We start from the raw sequence: 16581 nt of genomic DNA, 5'->3' as shown, positions 1-16581 counted from the left end.
AAGTGACGTCATGCCCGCGAACCAGGGGGAGCGCGTCCGGCGCAGACTCAGCACCGGGGAACGCCGAGAGCAGTTGCTGTCGGTCGGGGCGAGGCTGTTCTCGGAGAGCCCTTACGACGACGTGTGGATCGAGCAGGTCGCCGAGATCGCCGGAGTCTCCCGCGGACTGCTGTACCACTACTTCCCGACCAAGCGGGACTTCTTCGCCGCGGTCGTGGAGCGCGAGAGCGAGCGGATGCTGCGGATGACCGCGGCCGTGCCCGGGGTGCCGGTGCGTGAGCAGCTCGGCAACGGCTTGGACGCCTACCTCGGCTATGTCGAGGCCCACGCCCATGGCTTCCGTGCCTTCCATCGCGCCGACGCGGCCGGCGACCAGGCCGTGCGCCGCGTGTACCAGCGGGCCCTGGCCGCCCAGGAGCAGCAGATCCGCGCCGCCCTGGCGGCCGACCCCGAGTTCGGGCCGGTCTTCGAGAGCGCGCCTCAGGTGCGCCTTGCCGTGCGCGGCTGGCTCGCGTTCACCACGGCTGTCTGCCTGGAATGGCTGCGCGAGGGCGAGCCGACCCGGGATCAGGTGCGCGACCTGTGCGCGCGGGCCCTGCTCGGCGTTCTCGTCTGACTCGTCCGGATGGCGGGAGCGTGGTTGGCGCGCACCCGGATCTTCGATAGGTTAGGCAAGGCTTACCTAAGGAGGTCGCGGGATGGATGACACGCAGGGCTGGGCGGCAGGACCCGGTGCGGCGGAGCGGGCACGGTCGGTGCTGGACGTCGCGTGGTCGTGCGGGGTGACTGCGGACGGGATCCGCGAGGAGTACGTCGGCGCACACTCGGTGACCGAGGACGGCGCGGTGCGGTTGCACGTGCCCGAGGACAGCGCCCTGCTGGCGGCCGCACTGTGCGCCCCGCGCGGGGAGCCGTCCGCCGTGCTGGAGTTCGCCGACGCGGCCCCCGTCCCGGTACGCCGGCGGATCCGTGCCCGGCTGTGGCTGGCAGGCTGGTTCACCCCGGCCGACGGCACCCTGCTCTTCAGGCCCACCCGGGTGGTGCTGCGGCAGCATTCCGGTGCCGTCCTCGTCGACCTCGACGAATTCGCCGCCGCCCGGCCCGACCCGCTGGCCGGCGCCGAGGCCCGGCTGCTGACCCACCTCGCCGACTCCCACCCGGACGCCGTCGAGCGGCTCACCCGGCTCGTGCGGCCCGAGAGCCTGCACGCCGCGACCCGGGTGGTGCCCCTCGCCGTGGACCGGCACGGACTCACCCTGCGCATCGAACGCAGCCGCACCCACGGCGACGTACGGCTGCCGTTCCACACGCCCGCCGACGACGTCACGCAGCTCACCGAGCGCATGCACGCGCTGCTGGCACAGGCGAGCGCCGCCGTCTGCCCCCGCGCGCTACAGCGGCAGCGTGCAGACGGCGACGGGTGACGCGAACGGCTCGCCCGCCAGGAGCAGTTCACCGCTTGCGCCGTCCACGTGGAAGACGCTCACCGTGCCGGAGCGCTGGTTCGCCGCGAACAGCAGCCGCCCGTCCGGCGAGAAGGCGATCTGGCGCGGGAAGTCCCCGGCCACCGGCACGGTGCCGAGCAGCCGCAGCCGGGCCCCGTCCGCCTCGACGGCGTACCGCGCGATGGTGTTGTCGCCCCGGTTGGCGAGGAAGGCGTAGGAGCCCTTCGCGGTCACCAGGAACTGCGCCGGGTAGTTGGTGCCGCCCCCGGCCGAGCCCGTGGACTGGGGGTCGCCGATCGTGAGGCGGCCGCCGGCCGGGTCGTAGCCGCAGACGGCGACCGTGTCGTCCACCTCGTTGGCCAGGTAGGCGTACCGGCTGCCCGGATGGAAGGTCAGATGGCGCGGACCCGCACCGGGCCGGGTGTGCGCCCGGGCCACCTCGGAGAGCGTGCCCTTCGCCTGGTCCAGGCGGTAGGAGTAGACGGTGTCGGTGCCGAGGTCGACGGCCAGGACGTGACCGCCGTCCGGGGCGGTGATGAACTGGTGGGCGTGCGGGCCCTGCTGGCCCGGACCGGGTGGCGGGGTCGCATGCGTGACCAGCTCGGTGCGCTCGCCGAGGGCGCCCGAGGCGTCGATGGGGTGCACGGCGACGCTGCCCGACTGGTAGTTGGCGCTCAGCAGCCAGCGCCCGCCGGGGTGGACGGACAGATGGCAGGGTCCGGCCCCGCCCGTGCTCCGGGTGCCGAGGATCCGCCGGTCCGCCACACGTACGGCGGTGACCGCCCCGTCCTCCCGCTCGTCGACCGCATACAGCGTGCGGCCGTCCGGGTGCAGTGCGAGGTACGACGGGTCGGCCACTCCGGTGAGCGTCCCCGAGCCGGTGATCCGGCCCGTGTCCGGGTCGTACGAGGCCAGCCCGATGCCGGTGCCGCCGCCCTCGACGGAGGTGTAGGTGCCGATGTGCAGCGGGCGGGGGCGGGAGCCCTGCCGGGGCGGACGGGCCACCGGCCGCTCCTTGGCCGACGGTGTGTCCCGCGTGGGCGGGGCCGCCGGTGCGGGCACCGCCACCACGGCGGCCGCACCTGCCGCGGCCCCGACGAACCGGCGCCTGCTCCAGCTGCCGCGCACCGCCCGCGTGTCCGTGTCCATGCCGCACCTCAGGTCGTCGGTTGCCCCGGTCGTGACAGCCACCTTGGCGCGGATCCACCATCAAAGGCAAGCGGGGCAATGCCCGTTGCGTGGTGTGCAACGGGCGGGGTTGCCACGTCCCGCCGGGCGGGGTGCACCGCCCTCCGCCGGGCGGGTTCATCACTTCCTGTCCGGCGGGGTCGCCACTCCCTGCCGGGCGGGGTCACCACTCTCCGTCCTCCACCGGCCGGCCCGGCGCGTCCTTCAGCGGTGTCACCTGGCCCGCGGACGGCTGCTGCCAGGGGTCCAGATCGTCCCCGAGCCAGTCGCCGACCGGCTTGACGGTCTCCAGGGTGTCCGCGGGAGCGAGGTCCTCGGCGTCCTCGTCGTAGTAGTCGAACCAGGGCAGTCCCGCGCTCGTGTACGCCGCCCGGTCCACCGGCGACGGCGGCGGCGCCTCGCCCGTGATCCGGCGCCACTCCGGAGGGGTGACCAGATGGACGAACACCCGCCCGGCGGACGTCTCGGACCAGTCCGTGAGCGGCCGGTCGTCCTCGTAGACCTCCTGGTGCATGGCACCGCCGACGCCCAGGCCCATGGCCGCCGCCCGCCGGCGGGGCGCGGCCGCGGGAGCAGGCGGGGGCCCGCCGGGGGCGGCCGCCGCCATGGGCACGGGCCCGCCGAACCCGCCCACCGGCAGCGGGCCGCCGTAGCCGCCGACGGGCCCGCCCGGACGGGGCCGGCGCTCCCGCTCCCGCTGCCGCCATTCGGCCAGGAACCGCTCCTTCAGCGGGAAGGACTGCAACTGGACCCCGCCCCACAGCTCCTCGCCGGTGACCTGTCCCTCCACGGTCGCGCCCAGACCGAGCGGTACCGCGACGAACTGGCGGACCGTGCCCGTGCCGGAGTTGATGCCGTCCAGCCAGGGCTGGCGGGGCAGCACCACATAGTTCTGCGGGTCACGGGAGAGCCGGTCACGCCACGGCTTTCCGGAGACCGCGCACACCTTGCCCACGCCGACCTGCAGGGCGGCCGGTTCCGCCGTGCCGGCGAAGCTCAGCCACATCGCCTCGCGCAGGTACACCGGCAGCATCACGCCACCGCGCGCCCGCCACTCCTCGGGGACCCGGTCGGCGTGGTCGGCCACCCGCCGGACCGGGAACTCGCCGAGCCCCGGCGGCAGCGGATGCGTGCCCGTCTCGGGCAGCCGCAGCGTGCGCACGAACCGCACCGCCACCCCGCCGCCCAGCCGCAGCGTGTTCCCCTCGATCCGTACGGCAGCCTCGCCCATCGGCCCGCTCCTTCGCCTCCGGTGCCGGCCCCGCCCCGGCACTCCCTCACCCAGAACGTCCGCCGACCCCCGTACGGTTCCGCCACAGCTCCTCCTGCACGCCGAGGCGCTCGCGCAGCCGGCCCATCCGGGGCAGTTTCGCCCGCTGCTCCCGGGACACCAGGTCGAGTTCCTCCAGCAGGCGGCGGGTGCGGTGCTCGGTGTCGAGCTCGTCGATGATGCGGTTCACCTCGGTCAGCACGGCGCCCATCAGCTGCCAGTTCGTCCAGTCCTCGCGGACCTCCTCCTGGAGCAGCTCGGCCAGCCGGTCGCGGGTGCCGGCCGCCGTGTTCAGCTCGGCCGTGAGCCGCGCCTCGGCGGATTCGGCGTTCTCGCGCAGATGGGTGGTGACCAGCACCGCGAAGCTGACCACCGCGTCGGCGATCTCGGACAGCAGCTGCTCCACGGTCGCCCCGACCCGGGGCGGGAACAGCGGCTCGGGCTCACGGGCCTTCGCCAGGTCGGTGAAGGAGCGGGCGAGCACGCGCAGGACGACCGTGCAGATCTCCAGCGTGTCGAGCCCGGTGCGCAGCACCACCCGGTGCAGCAGGCCCTCCTTGACGCGCGGATTGAGCCGCAGGCTGTCCTCTGCCTGGCGCAGCGCCGCGTCCACCCGGACGATGTCGTGGTCCAGCCGGCGCGCCTCGTGCAGCCGTTCGGCCGCCCGCTGCCAGGGGATCCGGCCCGCCGCCTCCTCGCCCATCCGGAGCATCAGCTGCCGCACCCGGCGGGCCATGCCCTCGATGGACTCGCCGGCCGCGTCCACCCACACCGGCGGCGGCAGCAGCAGGTTGCAGGCCATGCCGACGACCGCGCCGATCAGCGTCTCCACGATCCGCGCCCAGGCGGTGAAGCCGACGGTGGTGACCCCGAGCACCAGCATGGCGCTGATCGCCACCTCCGCCACGTACTCGTCGACCCGCACCAGGTGTCCCACGGCCAGCGAGGCCACGATCAGCAGGGCAAGGCTCCACCAGGTCAGCCCCACCAGCAGGCTGAAGGCGATGGCGACGAGCACCCCGGCCACCACCGAGTTCACCCGGCGGATGCCATTGGTGAGGGTGGCGTAGAAGGTGACCTGGACGACCAGCAGGGCGGTCAGGGGAGCGGTCAGCGGGGCCGGCTCGGGGCTGAGGCGCAGTGCGACGACATAGGCGATCGTCGCCGCGGCGGCCGACCGCAGCGTCTGGACGACCACCGGCTCCCGACGGCGTCCCACCAGGCGCAGGAGTTGCTCGCTCCACTCGCGTACCACGTGCATCCCTTGGCCTGTTCCCGTTCCGGGCGCGGGTCGAACGTGGGTGATCAGGACGGCATCCGTCTGCAGGGGTGCGGGACGGCGACGGGTGGGCTGCGGGGAGTCGGGTGCTGGACGGCCGACGGTGAGCTGTGCGCAGTCAGGTAACGGGACGGCCGAGGGTGAGCTGCGCGCAGTCAGGTGCCGTATGGCGGCGGGTGGTCTGTATGGATCGGGTGCGGGACGGCTGCGAGTGACCTGGGGGTGATCAGGTGCTGGTCTGCCACGGGTGGGCCGCGCTCAATCAGCTGCCTGCGCATGGCTACAGCTGCCTGTGCTTGCCCGTGGCGGGCGCGGCCGAGCTGCGGCATTGGCAGCGACTGCTCCGGCGACGGCCTCGTCGGCGTCACGCCCGCCGCGGCCATGACGTGCCGGTCCGTCTTCACCGTCTGGTGGCGGACCGGGTGCGCGACCGGTAGCCGGCGACCTTGGCGAGGTTGCCGCAGCGCTCCATCGAGCACCAGCGGCGGCGCCGGGCCTGGGAGTCGTCGAGGAACAGCAGGGAACAGTCGGGGTTGCCGCACTTCTTGACCCGTTCCAGCAGCGGTCCGCCGACCAGCAGGACGGCGTCCCGGGCCACCGTCGCGAGGGCGGCGCGCGCCGGATGGCGTGCCGTCCAGCGCTGCGGCCCCAGCTGGGGTGCGAGGTCCGGGCGGGCCGCCGTCTCGTTGACCAGCCGCACGTCCGCCGCGTCCGGTTCCCGCCCGGCCATCGCGGACCGTACGACGCCGTGGACCGCCTCGCGCAGGGCGCGGGCCTCGGTCAGCTCCCGCGCGGTGACCGCCACCGGACCCTCCTCGGCGGCCAGCCCCGCCTCGCTGATCCAGCGGGCCAGGGCACCGGGGTCGGGGAGCCGCTCCAGGGGCGTGGCGTGCCGTTTGCCGAGCGTCGCGACGAAGTCCAGGCAGGGGCGACCGCCCAGGAAGGGGAAGGCGAGTGCCGGGTCGGATGGCTGGGTCATGGGAGCAGTCTACCCGGCGACACCGTTTCAAGTGGTGACTTGACACCGACCGAAGCGGTGTCGCACCGTGACACCAGTTCATGCGGTGTCAGGTAGCTCCTTCTGAGACAGGGCGGTGCGGTATGCGTGCGGTGCGGATCGATGAGTTCGGCGGACCCGAGGTGCTGGTGCCGGTCGAGGTGCCGGACCCGGTGGCCGGGCCCGGGCAGGTGCTGGTGCGGGTGGAGGCCGCCGGCGTGAACCGCGCGGACGCGCTGGTCCGGGCCGGCGCCTACCACCGGGCGGGGCGGCCGCCGCTGATCCCCGGGGTGGAGGCCGCCGGAACCGTGGCAGCCGTGGGGGAGGGGGTGGACGGGTTCGCGGTCGGACAGCGCGTGATGGCGCTCGACGGCATCGACTCGCCCGGCTTCTACGCCGAGTTGGCCGCCGTCTCCGCCACCCGGGTGACCGCGCTGCCCGACGGGGTGGATCCGACCGCGGCGGCGACCCTGCCCGTGGCCTGGCTCTCCGCCTGGTACTGCCTGCGCCGACTGGCCCGGGTCGCCAAGGGTGACACGGTCGTCGTCAAGGCCGCCGCGAGCGGCGTCGGGACCGCGGCGGTACAGATCGCCGCCGAGGCCGGCGCCCGGGTCGTCGCCCTCGCCGGATCGGCGGAGAAGGCGGCATGGGCGGGAGGGTTCGGGGCGGACGAGGTCGTGGACACCTCCCGGCACGCCGGCGAGGCCGAGATCGAGGAGGTGCTGCGGCTGACCGGCGGGCGCGGCGCCGATGTCGTCCTGGACACCGTGGGCGGCCGGGCCTTCGGACGCAGCCTGCGCGAGACGGCGCACGGCGGCAGGGTCGTCGCCCTCGCCAACGTCGCCCTGGAAGCGAGCACCGTCGACACCCGTGACTTCTACCCGAAGAACATCGCGATCCTCGGCTTCCAGCTCACCAACCTGCAGATCCACGGCTGGGACCCGCGTCCCGACCTGCGTGAGCTGGCCGGGCGGGTGGCCGCGGGCGCCTATCGGGTGGCGGTCGAGACCGTGCTGCCGCTGTCCGAGGCGCGCGCCGCGCACGAGCGGCTGGAGAGCCGGGACAACCGGGGCAAGATCGTGCTCGCCGTGGGCGGCTGACCGGCCCCGGCCGTCAGGCGTGGAGCCTGTCGACGAATGCGGAGAGGTTGTCCGTGAGACGGGTGATCTGCTCCTGGAGCGTCAGGCTCTCCTCGAACCGGGTCCCGGAGTCCGGCAGTTTCTTCCCGCGTACGTACAGCGAGCATGCCAGGTCGGTGCACATGTACAGCCCGGCCGAGTTGCCCTCGCGGCCCGCCGCGCCCGCCTTCCGGGCGGTCATCAGGGACACCCCGCCACGGGGATGCGTCGTCAGGCACAGCGAGCACATGCTGCGGTGCAGGAAGCCGCGCGGCGCGGCCTGGAAGCGCAGGGCGACACCGACGAGCCGCCCGTCCCGCTCGGTGACCAGGCAGCTGCGGTCGGGGGCGCCGGGATCCCGCCAGCCGAGGAAGTCCAGGTCGTCCCACGGGCGTTCACCGAGGTCCCGTGGGACGGCCAGCCGCTTGGCCTCCCCCTTGGAGCAGTTGATGAAAGAGCTGCGTATGTCCTGCTCGGTGAGGGATTTCATCGGGGGTCCCGGTCCTTCCGGATTCTGCGTCGTGAACCTAGGGGGTCTAGGTTCACGGCTAGCGTAGATAGCCAAGGGGAGGGCGGGCCAGTGGATTTCCGGGCCGTGCTGCCGCCGGGCCGGCCTGTCGCTGCGCACCCTGTCACCGCACGCTTCGTCGCAGCGGATCTGCTGCCGCACGTTCCGTCGCAGCGGGTCCTGCTGCCGCCGCGCGCTCTGCGAGCGGTGAACCGTATGGCCGCGAGGGCGTCGGCGCGCGCGTGCCGTGTCGGGTGGGGGCGTCGGCGCGTGTGTGCCGTGTCGGGTGGGGGCTGGTGGGGGCGTGCGCGCGCCGCGTCCGGTGGGGGCTGGTGGGGGCGTCGGCGCGTGTGTGCCGTGTCGGGTGGAGGCTCGCGGCGGCGTCGGCGCGTGTGCGCCGCCGTCCCGGCCCGGATGCGGGAGCGTCTACTCTGCCCCGGACGCGGGCGCGTCTACTCCGCCCCGGAGCCCCGCGGCTCGGGCGGCCACACTCCCGGTACGAGCACGCCCAGGGCGTAGGCGCGAGCGACCAGTTCGGTGCGGTTGGCCGCGTTCCAGCGGGCCGACAGGCGCCGTAGGTGATAGGTGACGCCGTCTTTGCTCAGGCCCAGCTCGCGCGCGGCCCGGGCCGTGGTGGCGCCCCCGGCCAGCAGTGCCAGCACCCGGCCCTCCACCGCGGTGACCGGAGCGGGCTCCGGCGCGCGGTGGACGGCGCGCTCACCCTGCACCCGCAGCATCACCAGCAGGGCGGGCGTCACGTCCACGCTGTCGCTCACCGGATCCGCCGTCAGTTCCCCGCACCGCTCCGCACCACCGGGCGCTCGCCAGCGCACGGACACCTGGTAGCGAGAGCGGCGCCGCAGCCGCAGCGCCTCGGCGATCCGCTCCACCTGTGTGGCCTCCTGCGGCCGGAACAGCTCCAGCACGTCCCGGCCCCGCAGCCGCCCCGGCGTCGTACCGCACTCGGCGGCCATCGCCGGGTTGGCGAGCACCACCGAGCCGTACACGTCGCACACCGCGACCGGCACGGAGACCCGGTCGAAGAGAGTCAGCGCACGGTTGCGCCACACCACCGCGTCGGCCCGTTCCGCCTCCACCAGCACCTCCCGGTCTCCCGCCCCATCCAAGACGGACAGCCAGGTCAGCGGCAACTTCAAGAATCCCGTGGAGGCGGTGTGCGCAGGCGGTGTGCCGTCGGCCGCGCCGGTGCCGCGCAAGCCCTCCTGCCGACTTTTGACTGCACGATCGTGTAGTGCGACGGCCCGCGCACCCCTGAGCGGTCGACCACCCTGGAGCGCAGGATCTCGTTCTGCGAAAGGCAGTTGTCGCGCCATGCCCCCCACCGCGCTGCACCCCGAACCGGCCGGCACCCTGCCCGGCGTCCCCGTCGTGGACATCACCGCCACCGGACCCGGACACACCCCCATCCAGCAGGTCATGGAGCTGATGCGGACCCATGGATCCGTACTGGTGCGCCGGCTGCACGGGCACGAGGTCCTGTTCGTCGCCGACGCCGACCTGGTCGCCGACCTGGCCGACGAGGAACGGTTCGCCAAGCACGTCGGGCCGGCGCTGGAGAACGTGCGCGCCTTCACCGCCGACGGCCTGTTCACCGCCTACAACGACGAGCCCAACTGGGCCAGGGCGCACGACATCCTCATGCCCGCCTTCGCGCTCGGCTCGATGAAGACCTACCACCCGGTGATGCTGAAGGTGGCCCGCCGGCTCATCGACTCCTGGGACCGCGCCGCCCGCACCGGACTGCCGGTCGACGTCCCCGACGACATGACCCGCATGACCCTCGACACCATCGGCCTGGCCGGATTCGACTACGACTTCGGCTCCTTCGAGCGGGCCGAACCGCACCCCTTCGTCGAGTCGATGGTGCGCTGCCTCGAGTGGGCGATGACCCGCCTCGCCCGCACCCCGGGCGAGGACCACACAGCCGCCGACGCCGCCTTCCGCGCGGACGCCGACTATCTCGCCGGAGTCGTGGACGAGGTCATCGCCGCCCGCACCGGTACCGACCAGAGCACGGCCGAGGACCTGCTCGGGCTGATGCTCACCGCCCGCCACCCGGCCGACGGCACCGCCCTGGACACCGCCAACATCCGCAACCAGGTCATCACCTTCCTGATCGCCGGCCACGAGACCACCTCCGGCGCGATGTCCTTCGCGCTGTACCACCTCGCCAAGCATCCCGCGGCGCTGCGCCTCGTCCAGCGCGAGGCCGACGCGCTGTGGGGCGACACACCGGATCCCGAACCGGCGTACGAGGACATCGGCCGCCTCACCTACACCCGACAGGTCCTCAACGAGGCGCTCCGGCTGTGGCCGACGGCCGCCGCCTTCAGCCGGCACGCCCGCGAGGACACCCTGCTCGGCGGGCGGGTGCCGCTGCGCGCCGGACAGGCCGTCACGGTGCTCACCCCGATGCTGCACCGGCAGCCCGTGTGGGGCGACAACCCCGAGCTGTTCGACCCGGAACGCTTCACCCCCGAGGCCGAGGCGGCCCGCCCGGTGCACGCCTTCAAGCCCTTCGGCACCGGCGAACGCGCCTGCATCGGGCGGCAGTTCGCGCTGCACGAGGCGACCATGCTGCTGGCCATGCTGGTCCACCGCTTCCGGCTGCACGACCACGCCGACTACGCCCTCTCCGTGAAGGAGACCCTCACCCTGAAGCCCGAGGGCTTCACCCTCACGCTCACCCCGCGCACCGGCGCGGACCGGGTCCACGCCCCGCTGCCGGGTGCCGCGACCGCCGCCGCCACGCAGGTCCCGGCCCCCGACGCGCTGCCGGTCCGGGTCCGCCCCGGCACCGGCACGCTCTTCCTGCACGGCAGCAACTACGGCACCTGCCGCGCCTTCGCCGCTCAACTGGCCGACGAGGCCGCCGCCCTCGGCTGCGCCACCGAGGTCGCGGCCCTGGACGACTATGCGGACGGCCTGCCCGCCGACCGGGCCGTCGTCATCACCGCCGCGTCCTACAACGGCCGCCCCACCGACGACGCCACCGCCTTCACCGCCTGGCTCGACGGCACCTCCGACCTGACCGGCGTGTCCTACGCGGTCCTCGGCGTCGGCGACCGCAACTGGGCCGCCACCTACCAGCACGTCCCCACCCGCATCGACGCCCGGCTCGCCGAACTCGGCGCCACCCGGCTGACCGAGCGCGCCGCCGCCGACGCCTCCGGCGACCTGACCGGCACCGTCCGCGACTTCACCGCCCGGCTGCGCACCGCCCTGCTTCAGGAGTACGGCGGCCCCGACGCCGCCACCGGCACCCAGGAGGAGCCGGCAACGGCGTACGAGGTCCGCACGCTCACCGGCGGCCCGCTGGACGCCCTCGCCGAGCGGCACGGGCTGATGCCGATGACCGTCACCGAGGCCCACGACCTCACCGCGCCGGGTCACCCGCGCACCAAGCGGTTCCTGCGCATCGCCCTGCCCGACGGCATCACCTACCGCACCGCCGACCATCTGACGGTGCTTCCCGCCAACGCCCCGGACCTCGTGGACCGCGCCGCGGCCGCACTCGGCGTCGACCTCGGTACCGTCCTGGACGTCCGGGCCACCCGCCCGCGCCGCGACGGCCTCGCCGTCGACCGCCCGCTGACGGCAGGTCAGCTCCTCACGCATCAGGTCGAGTTGCAGGAACGCCCGACCATACGGCAGCTGGCCCTGCTCGCCGAGGCGAATCCCTGCCCGCCCGAGCGTGCCGCCCTCGCTGCCCCGGCCGACGACGACCCGCGCACCCTGGTGGAGGTGATCGAGGACCACCCGGCCCTGCGCGGCGCGCTCGACTGGCCCCGCCTGCTCGACCTCCTGACCCCCATACGGCCCCGCCACTACTCCCTCTCCTCCTCCCCGGCGGCCGACCCGCGCCACGCGGACCTGATGGTCTCCGTCCTGGACGCCCCCGCGCGCTCCGGCAAAGGCCGCTACCGGGGCACCGGCTCGGGGCACCTCGCGTCCCTGCGGCCCGGCGACACGGTCTACGCCCGCGTCCAGCCCTGCCGGGAGGTCTTCCGGATCGACGGCGGCGCACCCGTCGTGATGGTCGCCGCGGGCACCGGCCTCGCGCCGTTCCGCGGCGCGGTCGCCGACCGCGCCGCGGCCCGTGCCGCCGGCAGCGAACTCTCCCCGGCGCTGCTCTACTTCGGCTGCGATGCCCCCGATGCCGACTTCCTGCACGCCGGTGAACTCCGCGCCGCCGAAGCCGCCGGAGCGGTCTCCCTCCGCCCGGCCTTCAGTGCCGCTCCGGAGAACGGCGCCCTCTTCGTGCAGCACCGCATCGCCGCCGAGGCCGGCGAGGTCTGGGACCTGCTGGCCGCCGGGGCCCGCGTGTACGTCTGCGGCGACGGCTCCCGGATGGCCCCCGGCGTGCGCGAGGCGTTCCGCACCCTGTACCGGGAGCGCACCCCCGACGCCGACGGGGCGGCAGCCGCCCGGTGGCTCGACTCGCTGGTGGCGCACGGACGTTACGTCGAGGACGTGTACGCGGCGGGGTGACCCGCTCGTCCATGGCGTTGCCCGACCCGCCGGTGCCGTGCGAGATCACGACCGGCGGGGCGGGTGCGGCCGGCCGGCGCCTCGGCTCCCACGGGTGGAGGTGTCCCGGGCCGACGGCCGAGTGCCGGGGTCTAGCGGGCGCTGCCGATGTTCCGGTCGGCGTCGGAGCCCTGGAGCATCAAGGTGGTCTCCTCTATGCGGTTGAACCGGCCGTCGGGTGCGAGGTCGGCGAAGACGTAGACCTCCGTGGTCACGGTGGAGCCGTCCTTCTTCGTGAGGTGCACCGTGTGCCGGTCGGCGTACTTGCTGCCGTCGCGCAGCTCGTCGTGCACCTCGACGTGGCCGTCGGCGACGAGGCCGCGCACGTGGGTGATGTGCTCGACGAACCCGGCACGGTCGTCCCACTGTCCGTCGGTGCGCTGGCGGTACTCCGGGGTGAAGTGGCGGTCGACGGCGTCCTGCACGGTGACGTCGCTGTTGAAGATCAGGTCGGTCAGGGCGGCCTTGATGCCGGTGCGGTTCATGGGACTTCCTTTCGAGGGCAAGAAGGGGTTCTTGCGCAGAGGATGATGCGTGCGTTGCGCACGCTTCGCCTCGAATGTAGCAGCACTGCGTGCGCGGCGCACGCTATTCTCCGAGTGTGAAGAATGATGCAGGACACGAGATCGCCGACGCGCTGGGCATCCTGCTGCGGCGGACCACGCGGGCGAAGCTGCACAAGAAGCTGACCGAAGGCATGGGTGAGGCGGTGGACGAACTGACGTACCCCGTCCTCAGTGCGCTGGCCCGGACCGGACCCCGTAGCGCGGCCGACCTGGCCCCGGACGCCGGGGTCGACCGCTCCGGCGTCACCCGTCGGGCCTCCCGGCTGGAGGCCGCCGGACTCGTCCGCCGCGAGCCGGACCCCGCCGACCGGCGCGCGCATCTGCTCGTCCTCACCGAGGAGGGTGAACGTGCGGTGGCGGAACTGCGCACGCGGCTGGCGGCCCACATCATGGCGAGCCTCTCCTCGTGGCCGCCGGGCGAGGCCGAGACCTTCGCCCGTCAGCTGCGCCGCTTCACGGTCGAGGGTCCCTTCGCCTGACGGGCGCGCGGTGCGGTCCTGCGCTCCCGCCGGTGACTGCACCGCGTGCCGGCTTTTCCTTCCGCCGGCCCGGGATCTCTCTCCGGGAGCAGGCAGGGCGGGCGGCCGTCCCGGCGTCGGCCGTCCCGGCGTCGGCCGTCCCGGTCGGCCGACCGCGGCCGCCCGCTTTGCTCATCACATGAAATAAGGGTTGGCGGAATGTCGCGTGCCGCCGATTCCCCGGGGTATGTTGCAGATCAGAACAAGGTTGAGGGGAGCCACATGGCGGGGCGGAACGGGCGCACGGTACGAGATCTCAGGCGGAGCAACCGCACGGCCGTGCTGCAGCGGCTGTACTTCGACGGCCCTCTCAGCCGCTTCGAACTGGGCCCGGTCACGGGCCTCAGCTCCGGCTCGGTCAGCAACGTGGTCGCGGACCTCGTCGCCGACCGCCTGGTCGAGGAGGCCGGCAGCGTCGACTCCGACGGCGGCCGCCCCCGCACCCTGCTGCGCGTCTCCCCGCGCTGCGGTCAGATGATCGGTGTCGACGTCGGCGAAACCCGGGTCCGCGTCGAGCTGTTCGATCTGACGCTCACCGAACTAGCCCGCACCGAACGCCCGCTGGCCCCGCAGGGTTACGACGCCGCCGTCATCGCCGGTCACATCCGCGACGGCATCGCCGAGGTCCTCTCGGCCGAGGATGCCTCTCCCGACCGGCTGCTCGGAGTCGGCGTGGGTGTGCCGGGCATCGTCGAGTACACGGCGGAGCGCGGTGCCGTCGTGCACGGTCAGACCATCGGCTGGGACGCGGTCCCGCTGGAGGAACTGCTCCGCTCGACCTCCCAACTGCCCGACACCGTCCCCTATTTCATCGACAACGGCGCCAAGACCCTCGGGCAGGCCGAGATGTGGTTCGGCGGCGGGCGCGGCGCCCGCAACGCGGTGGTCGTGCTCTTCGGCTCCGGAGTCGGCGCCTGCCTGGTCACCCCCGAGGTGGAGCACGGGCGGGCCCTGGAGTGGGGGCATCTGACCGTACGGGTGCGGGGGCGCCGCTGCCGCTGCGGTGCGCCGGGCTGCCTGGAGGCCTACGCGGGCGCCGAGTCGCTGCTCGCCCGCTGGCGCGAGGAGGGCGGGCGGCCGCCCAAGGGCACCGACGAGGAGACCGCACTCACCGCGATGCTCGCCGCCGCCTATCCGCCCGAGGGCGCCGCCCCCGACCCGGTCGCGCTGGCCGTCCTGGAGGAGACCGCCGAGTACCTGGGCGCCGGCCTGTCCGACCTGATCAACCTCTTCCAGCCCGAGCGGATCCTGATCGGCGGCTGGGCCGGGCTCCAGCTCGGCGCCCGGTTCCTGCCCGCCGTACGCCGCCACGCGACGGCGTACGCCCTGCGTCATCCGGCCGACAAGGTCACCATCGATCTCGGCCGGCTCGGCCCCGACGCGGTCACCGTCGGAGCCGCGATCCTCCCTCTGGCCGACTTCTTCGCGCGCGGCGGGCGGCGCGCCGAACCGGCGGCCGAGGACCGGCACCCCGCCTGGCGGGCCGCTCTGGAGGAGCGCGCACCGCGCTGACGCGCCGGACGAAGGGCCCGGGCCGGGGCTCAGTCCGACGGCTCCTGCGGCGTCGGGTGCTCCGGATGCACCGTGCCCGAGCGCGGTGCACCACGGGGGCCCGTGCCGGCCTCGTCCGTGTCGGGCAGGTCCTCGTCGCCCTGCCGCTCGTCCTCCCGCGGCCGGCCGGTCGCGACCTCCCAGGGGTCCCTGGCGGGGTGGGCCTGCTGATCGGGCATGTCCCGGGGTACCGGACGCTCGTCGCGACCGGACTCCCGGTGCCGCTGTGCGGCCATGGCTCGTCTCCTCGTCTCGGCTTGTCCCGTCGGCGCCGGCGCCCCTTGCGCTCGGTCCGCCTCGTGTCCCTCCAACGGCTGCGTCCCCGTCCCGCCCCGCCCCCGGTTCCGCAGCCCGTCCCCGGGCGGACCGGCGCACGGCGGACCGGCCGGGTACCCGGCCGTCTCCCCGGCGCACGGGAAGGCCGCCCGGGTATCCGGCCGTCTCCCCGGCGCACGGCCCCCGGGTACCCGGTCCGCCGTGCACGCACACCCGGCATGACGTGGCAGGTAATCGACCCCGCGGCCGGCTCCCGGAAGGATCGGGATCACCGGGCACGACGGACATCCGTCCCGTCGGCCGGCGGACCACCGAGGAGACCCCATGCCGTACTACGAGAGCCCCGTCGACGGCGCCCGTCTGCACTACGTCGACCACGGCCCCGCGACCGGCCCCGTCGTCGTCTTCGTCGCCAGCGCCTACCTGGGCCACGAGATGTGGGAGTACCAGATGCTGCCGCTCGCGGAGGCCGGCTACCGGTGCCTGGGCCTGGACCGGCGGGGCCACGGACGCTCCGAGGACACCTGGCTCGGCTACGACCTCGACACCCTGGCGGACGACCTGTACGGGCTGCTGGACCATCTGGACCTGCGCCGGGTCACCCTGATCGGGCACTCCGTCGGCACCGCCGAGGTGATCCGCTGCCTGACCCGGCACTCCGCCGCGCGCGTGGACCGCGTCGCCCTGGTGGCCCCGGTCGCCCCCGGCATCGTCCGCTCCCCGAACATCCCCGAGGGCGTGGACCCGGCGGCCGTGCGCGCCGACGAGGCGGCCTTCCGGCGTGACCGGGCCGCCTGGTTCACGGCCTCCGCGGACGACTTCTTCGCCGCCCACCTGCCCGGCAACGAGCTCTCCCCGGCCTATGTCCGGTACCTGATCGACCGCTGCCTGGTCGCCACGCCCCGCGCCGCGACGGGTGTCCGGGCGGTGGTCGCCGCCCTGGACCTCACCGACGAGCTGCCCGCGCTGGAGGTCCCGGTGCTGGTCATGCACGGCACGCACGACACCACTGCACCCCTGGCCCTGACCGGCGAGCGCATCGCGCGGCTGGTGCCGCGCGGCGCCCTCAAGGTGTACGAGAATGGCGGCCACGGCATGTTCGCGACCCACGCGGAGCGGCTCGCCGGGGATCTGCGCGCGTTCATCGACGCCGGGAACGCGGCCGCCACGTCCATGGCGGCATGAGAAAGCCCCGACCGCGACGGGGGAATCACGGCCGGGGCGGCCAAGTGGTGGGCACGGATGGCGGTCGCCTCTCGGCGAAAGGCTCCACAGGGCTTCAGCCGAACGATCGTCCCTGTGGGCAAAAGGTGA

General features: G+C 74.0%; 15 protein-coding genes. 7 read left to right on the top strand and 8 right to left on the bottom strand.

Annotated elements, in window-relative coordinates:
* Window positions 1-10 precede the first annotated feature (10 nt).
* On the top strand, window positions 11-616 hold the full coding sequence (locus ACZ7P3_RS16060) for a TetR/AcrR family transcriptional regulator (RefSeq protein ID WP_472081908.1): 606 nt from the start codon (window positions 11-13) through the stop codon (window positions 614-616).
* 82 nt (window positions 617-698) lie between these two features.
* Window positions 699-1424, top strand: a complete 726-nt coding sequence (locus tag ACZ7P3_RS16055; RefSeq protein WP_472081906.1) for a DUF2470 domain-containing protein — start codon at window positions 699-701, stop codon at window positions 1422-1424.
* Here the strand turns inward: ACZ7P3_RS16055 and ACZ7P3_RS16050 are convergent.
* From ACZ7P3_RS16050 to ACZ7P3_RS16035, 4 genes are all read right to left on the bottom strand, one after another.
* Window positions 1392-2594, bottom strand: a complete 1203-nt coding sequence (locus tag ACZ7P3_RS16050) for a lactonase family protein (RefSeq protein ID WP_472081904.1) — start codon at window positions 2592-2594, stop codon at window positions 1392-1394. The two genes, ACZ7P3_RS16055 and ACZ7P3_RS16050, sit on opposite strands and share 33 nt — an antisense overlap.
* A 202-nt stretch (window positions 2595-2796) precedes the next feature.
* Entirely contained in the window at window positions 2797-3864 is a 1068-nt protein-coding gene (locus ACZ7P3_RS16045; protein ID WP_472081902.1) for a hypothetical protein, read from the bottom strand.
* A gap of 46 nt (window positions 3865-3910) precedes the next feature.
* Window positions 3911-5164 carry an FUSC family protein gene (locus ACZ7P3_RS16040; RefSeq protein ID WP_472081900.1) on the bottom strand — a complete coding sequence of 418 codons (1254 nt, stop codon included), beginning with the start codon at window positions 5162-5164 and terminating at the stop codon, window positions 3911-3913.
* Between the two features lie 418 nt (window positions 5165-5582).
* Window positions 5583-6161 (bottom strand): CGNR zinc finger domain-containing protein, encoded by a 579-nt coding sequence (locus ACZ7P3_RS16035; protein WP_472081898.1) that lies wholly within the window; start codon window positions 6159-6161, stop codon window positions 5583-5585.
* A 122-nt stretch (window positions 6162-6283) separates the two neighbouring features.
* Between ACZ7P3_RS16035 and ACZ7P3_RS16030 the strand changes: the two genes are divergently transcribed.
* Window positions 6284-7279 carry a quinone oxidoreductase family protein gene (locus ACZ7P3_RS16030; protein WP_472081896.1) on the top strand — a complete coding sequence of 332 codons (996 nt, stop codon included), beginning with the start codon at window positions 6284-6286 and terminating at the stop codon, window positions 7277-7279.
* 13 nt (window positions 7280-7292) lie between these two features.
* Here the strand turns inward: ACZ7P3_RS16030 and ACZ7P3_RS16025 are convergent, their stop codons facing one another.
* Both ACZ7P3_RS16025 and ACZ7P3_RS16020 read right to left on the bottom strand, forming a co-directional pair.
* On the bottom strand, window positions 7293-7787 hold the full coding sequence (locus ACZ7P3_RS16025; RefSeq protein ID WP_472081894.1) for an FBP domain-containing protein: 495 nt from the start codon (window positions 7785-7787) through the stop codon (window positions 7293-7295).
* 470 nt (window positions 7788-8257) lie between these two features.
* The gene (locus ACZ7P3_RS16020; protein WP_472082001.1) at window positions 8258-8902 is read right to left on the bottom strand and encodes a PAS domain S-box protein; all 645 of its coding nucleotides are present in this window, start codon (window positions 8900-8902) and stop codon (window positions 8258-8260) included.
* 235 nt (window positions 8903-9137) lie between these two features.
* On the opposite strand from ACZ7P3_RS16020, the gene ACZ7P3_RS16015 reads away from it, so the two are divergent.
* The gene (locus tag ACZ7P3_RS16015; RefSeq protein ID WP_472081892.1) at window positions 9138-12317 is read left to right on the top strand and encodes a cytochrome P450; all 3180 of its coding nucleotides are present in this window, start codon (window positions 9138-9140) and stop codon (window positions 12315-12317) included.
* Between the two features lie 131 nt (window positions 12318-12448).
* On the opposite strand, the gene ACZ7P3_RS16010 is transcribed toward ACZ7P3_RS16015, so the two are convergent.
* The gene (locus ACZ7P3_RS16010; protein WP_472081890.1) at window positions 12449-12841 is read right to left on the bottom strand and encodes a nuclear transport factor 2 family protein; all 393 of its coding nucleotides are present in this window, start codon (window positions 12839-12841) and stop codon (window positions 12449-12451) included.
* A gap of 116 nt (window positions 12842-12957) precedes the next feature.
* Here ACZ7P3_RS16010 and ACZ7P3_RS16005 point away from each other — a divergent pair, with 116 nt between their 5' ends.
* Both ACZ7P3_RS16005 and ACZ7P3_RS16000 read left to right on the top strand, forming a co-directional pair.
* Window positions 12958-13401, top strand: coding sequence for a MarR family winged helix-turn-helix transcriptional regulator (locus ACZ7P3_RS16005; protein WP_472081888.1), 444 nt, complete (start codon window positions 12958-12960; stop codon window positions 13399-13401).
* A 261-nt stretch (window positions 13402-13662) separates the two neighbouring features.
* The gene (locus ACZ7P3_RS16000) at window positions 13663-14952 is read left to right on the top strand and encodes an ROK family protein (protein ID WP_472081886.1); all 1290 of its coding nucleotides are present in this window, start codon (window positions 13663-13665) and stop codon (window positions 14950-14952) included.
* A gap of 29 nt (window positions 14953-14981) precedes the next feature.
* On the opposite strand, the gene ACZ7P3_RS15995 is transcribed toward ACZ7P3_RS16000, so the two are convergent.
* A complete protein-coding gene (locus ACZ7P3_RS15995) occupies window positions 14982-15227 on the bottom strand; it encodes a hypothetical protein (protein ID WP_472081884.1) in 246 nt (81 codons plus the stop codon).
* 364 nt (window positions 15228-15591) lie between these two features.
* On the opposite strand from ACZ7P3_RS15995, the gene ACZ7P3_RS15990 reads away from it, so the two are divergent.
* A complete protein-coding gene (locus tag ACZ7P3_RS15990; protein WP_472081882.1) occupies window positions 15592-16452 on the top strand; it encodes an alpha/beta fold hydrolase in 861 nt (286 codons plus the stop codon).
* Window positions 16453-16581: the final 129 nt, after the last annotated feature.

The organism is Streptomyces sp. NPDC107581 (assembly GCF_055657175.1).
The sequence above is the reverse complement of the archived record's forward strand: the minus strand, read 5'-3'. Positions and strand labels throughout refer to the sequence as shown.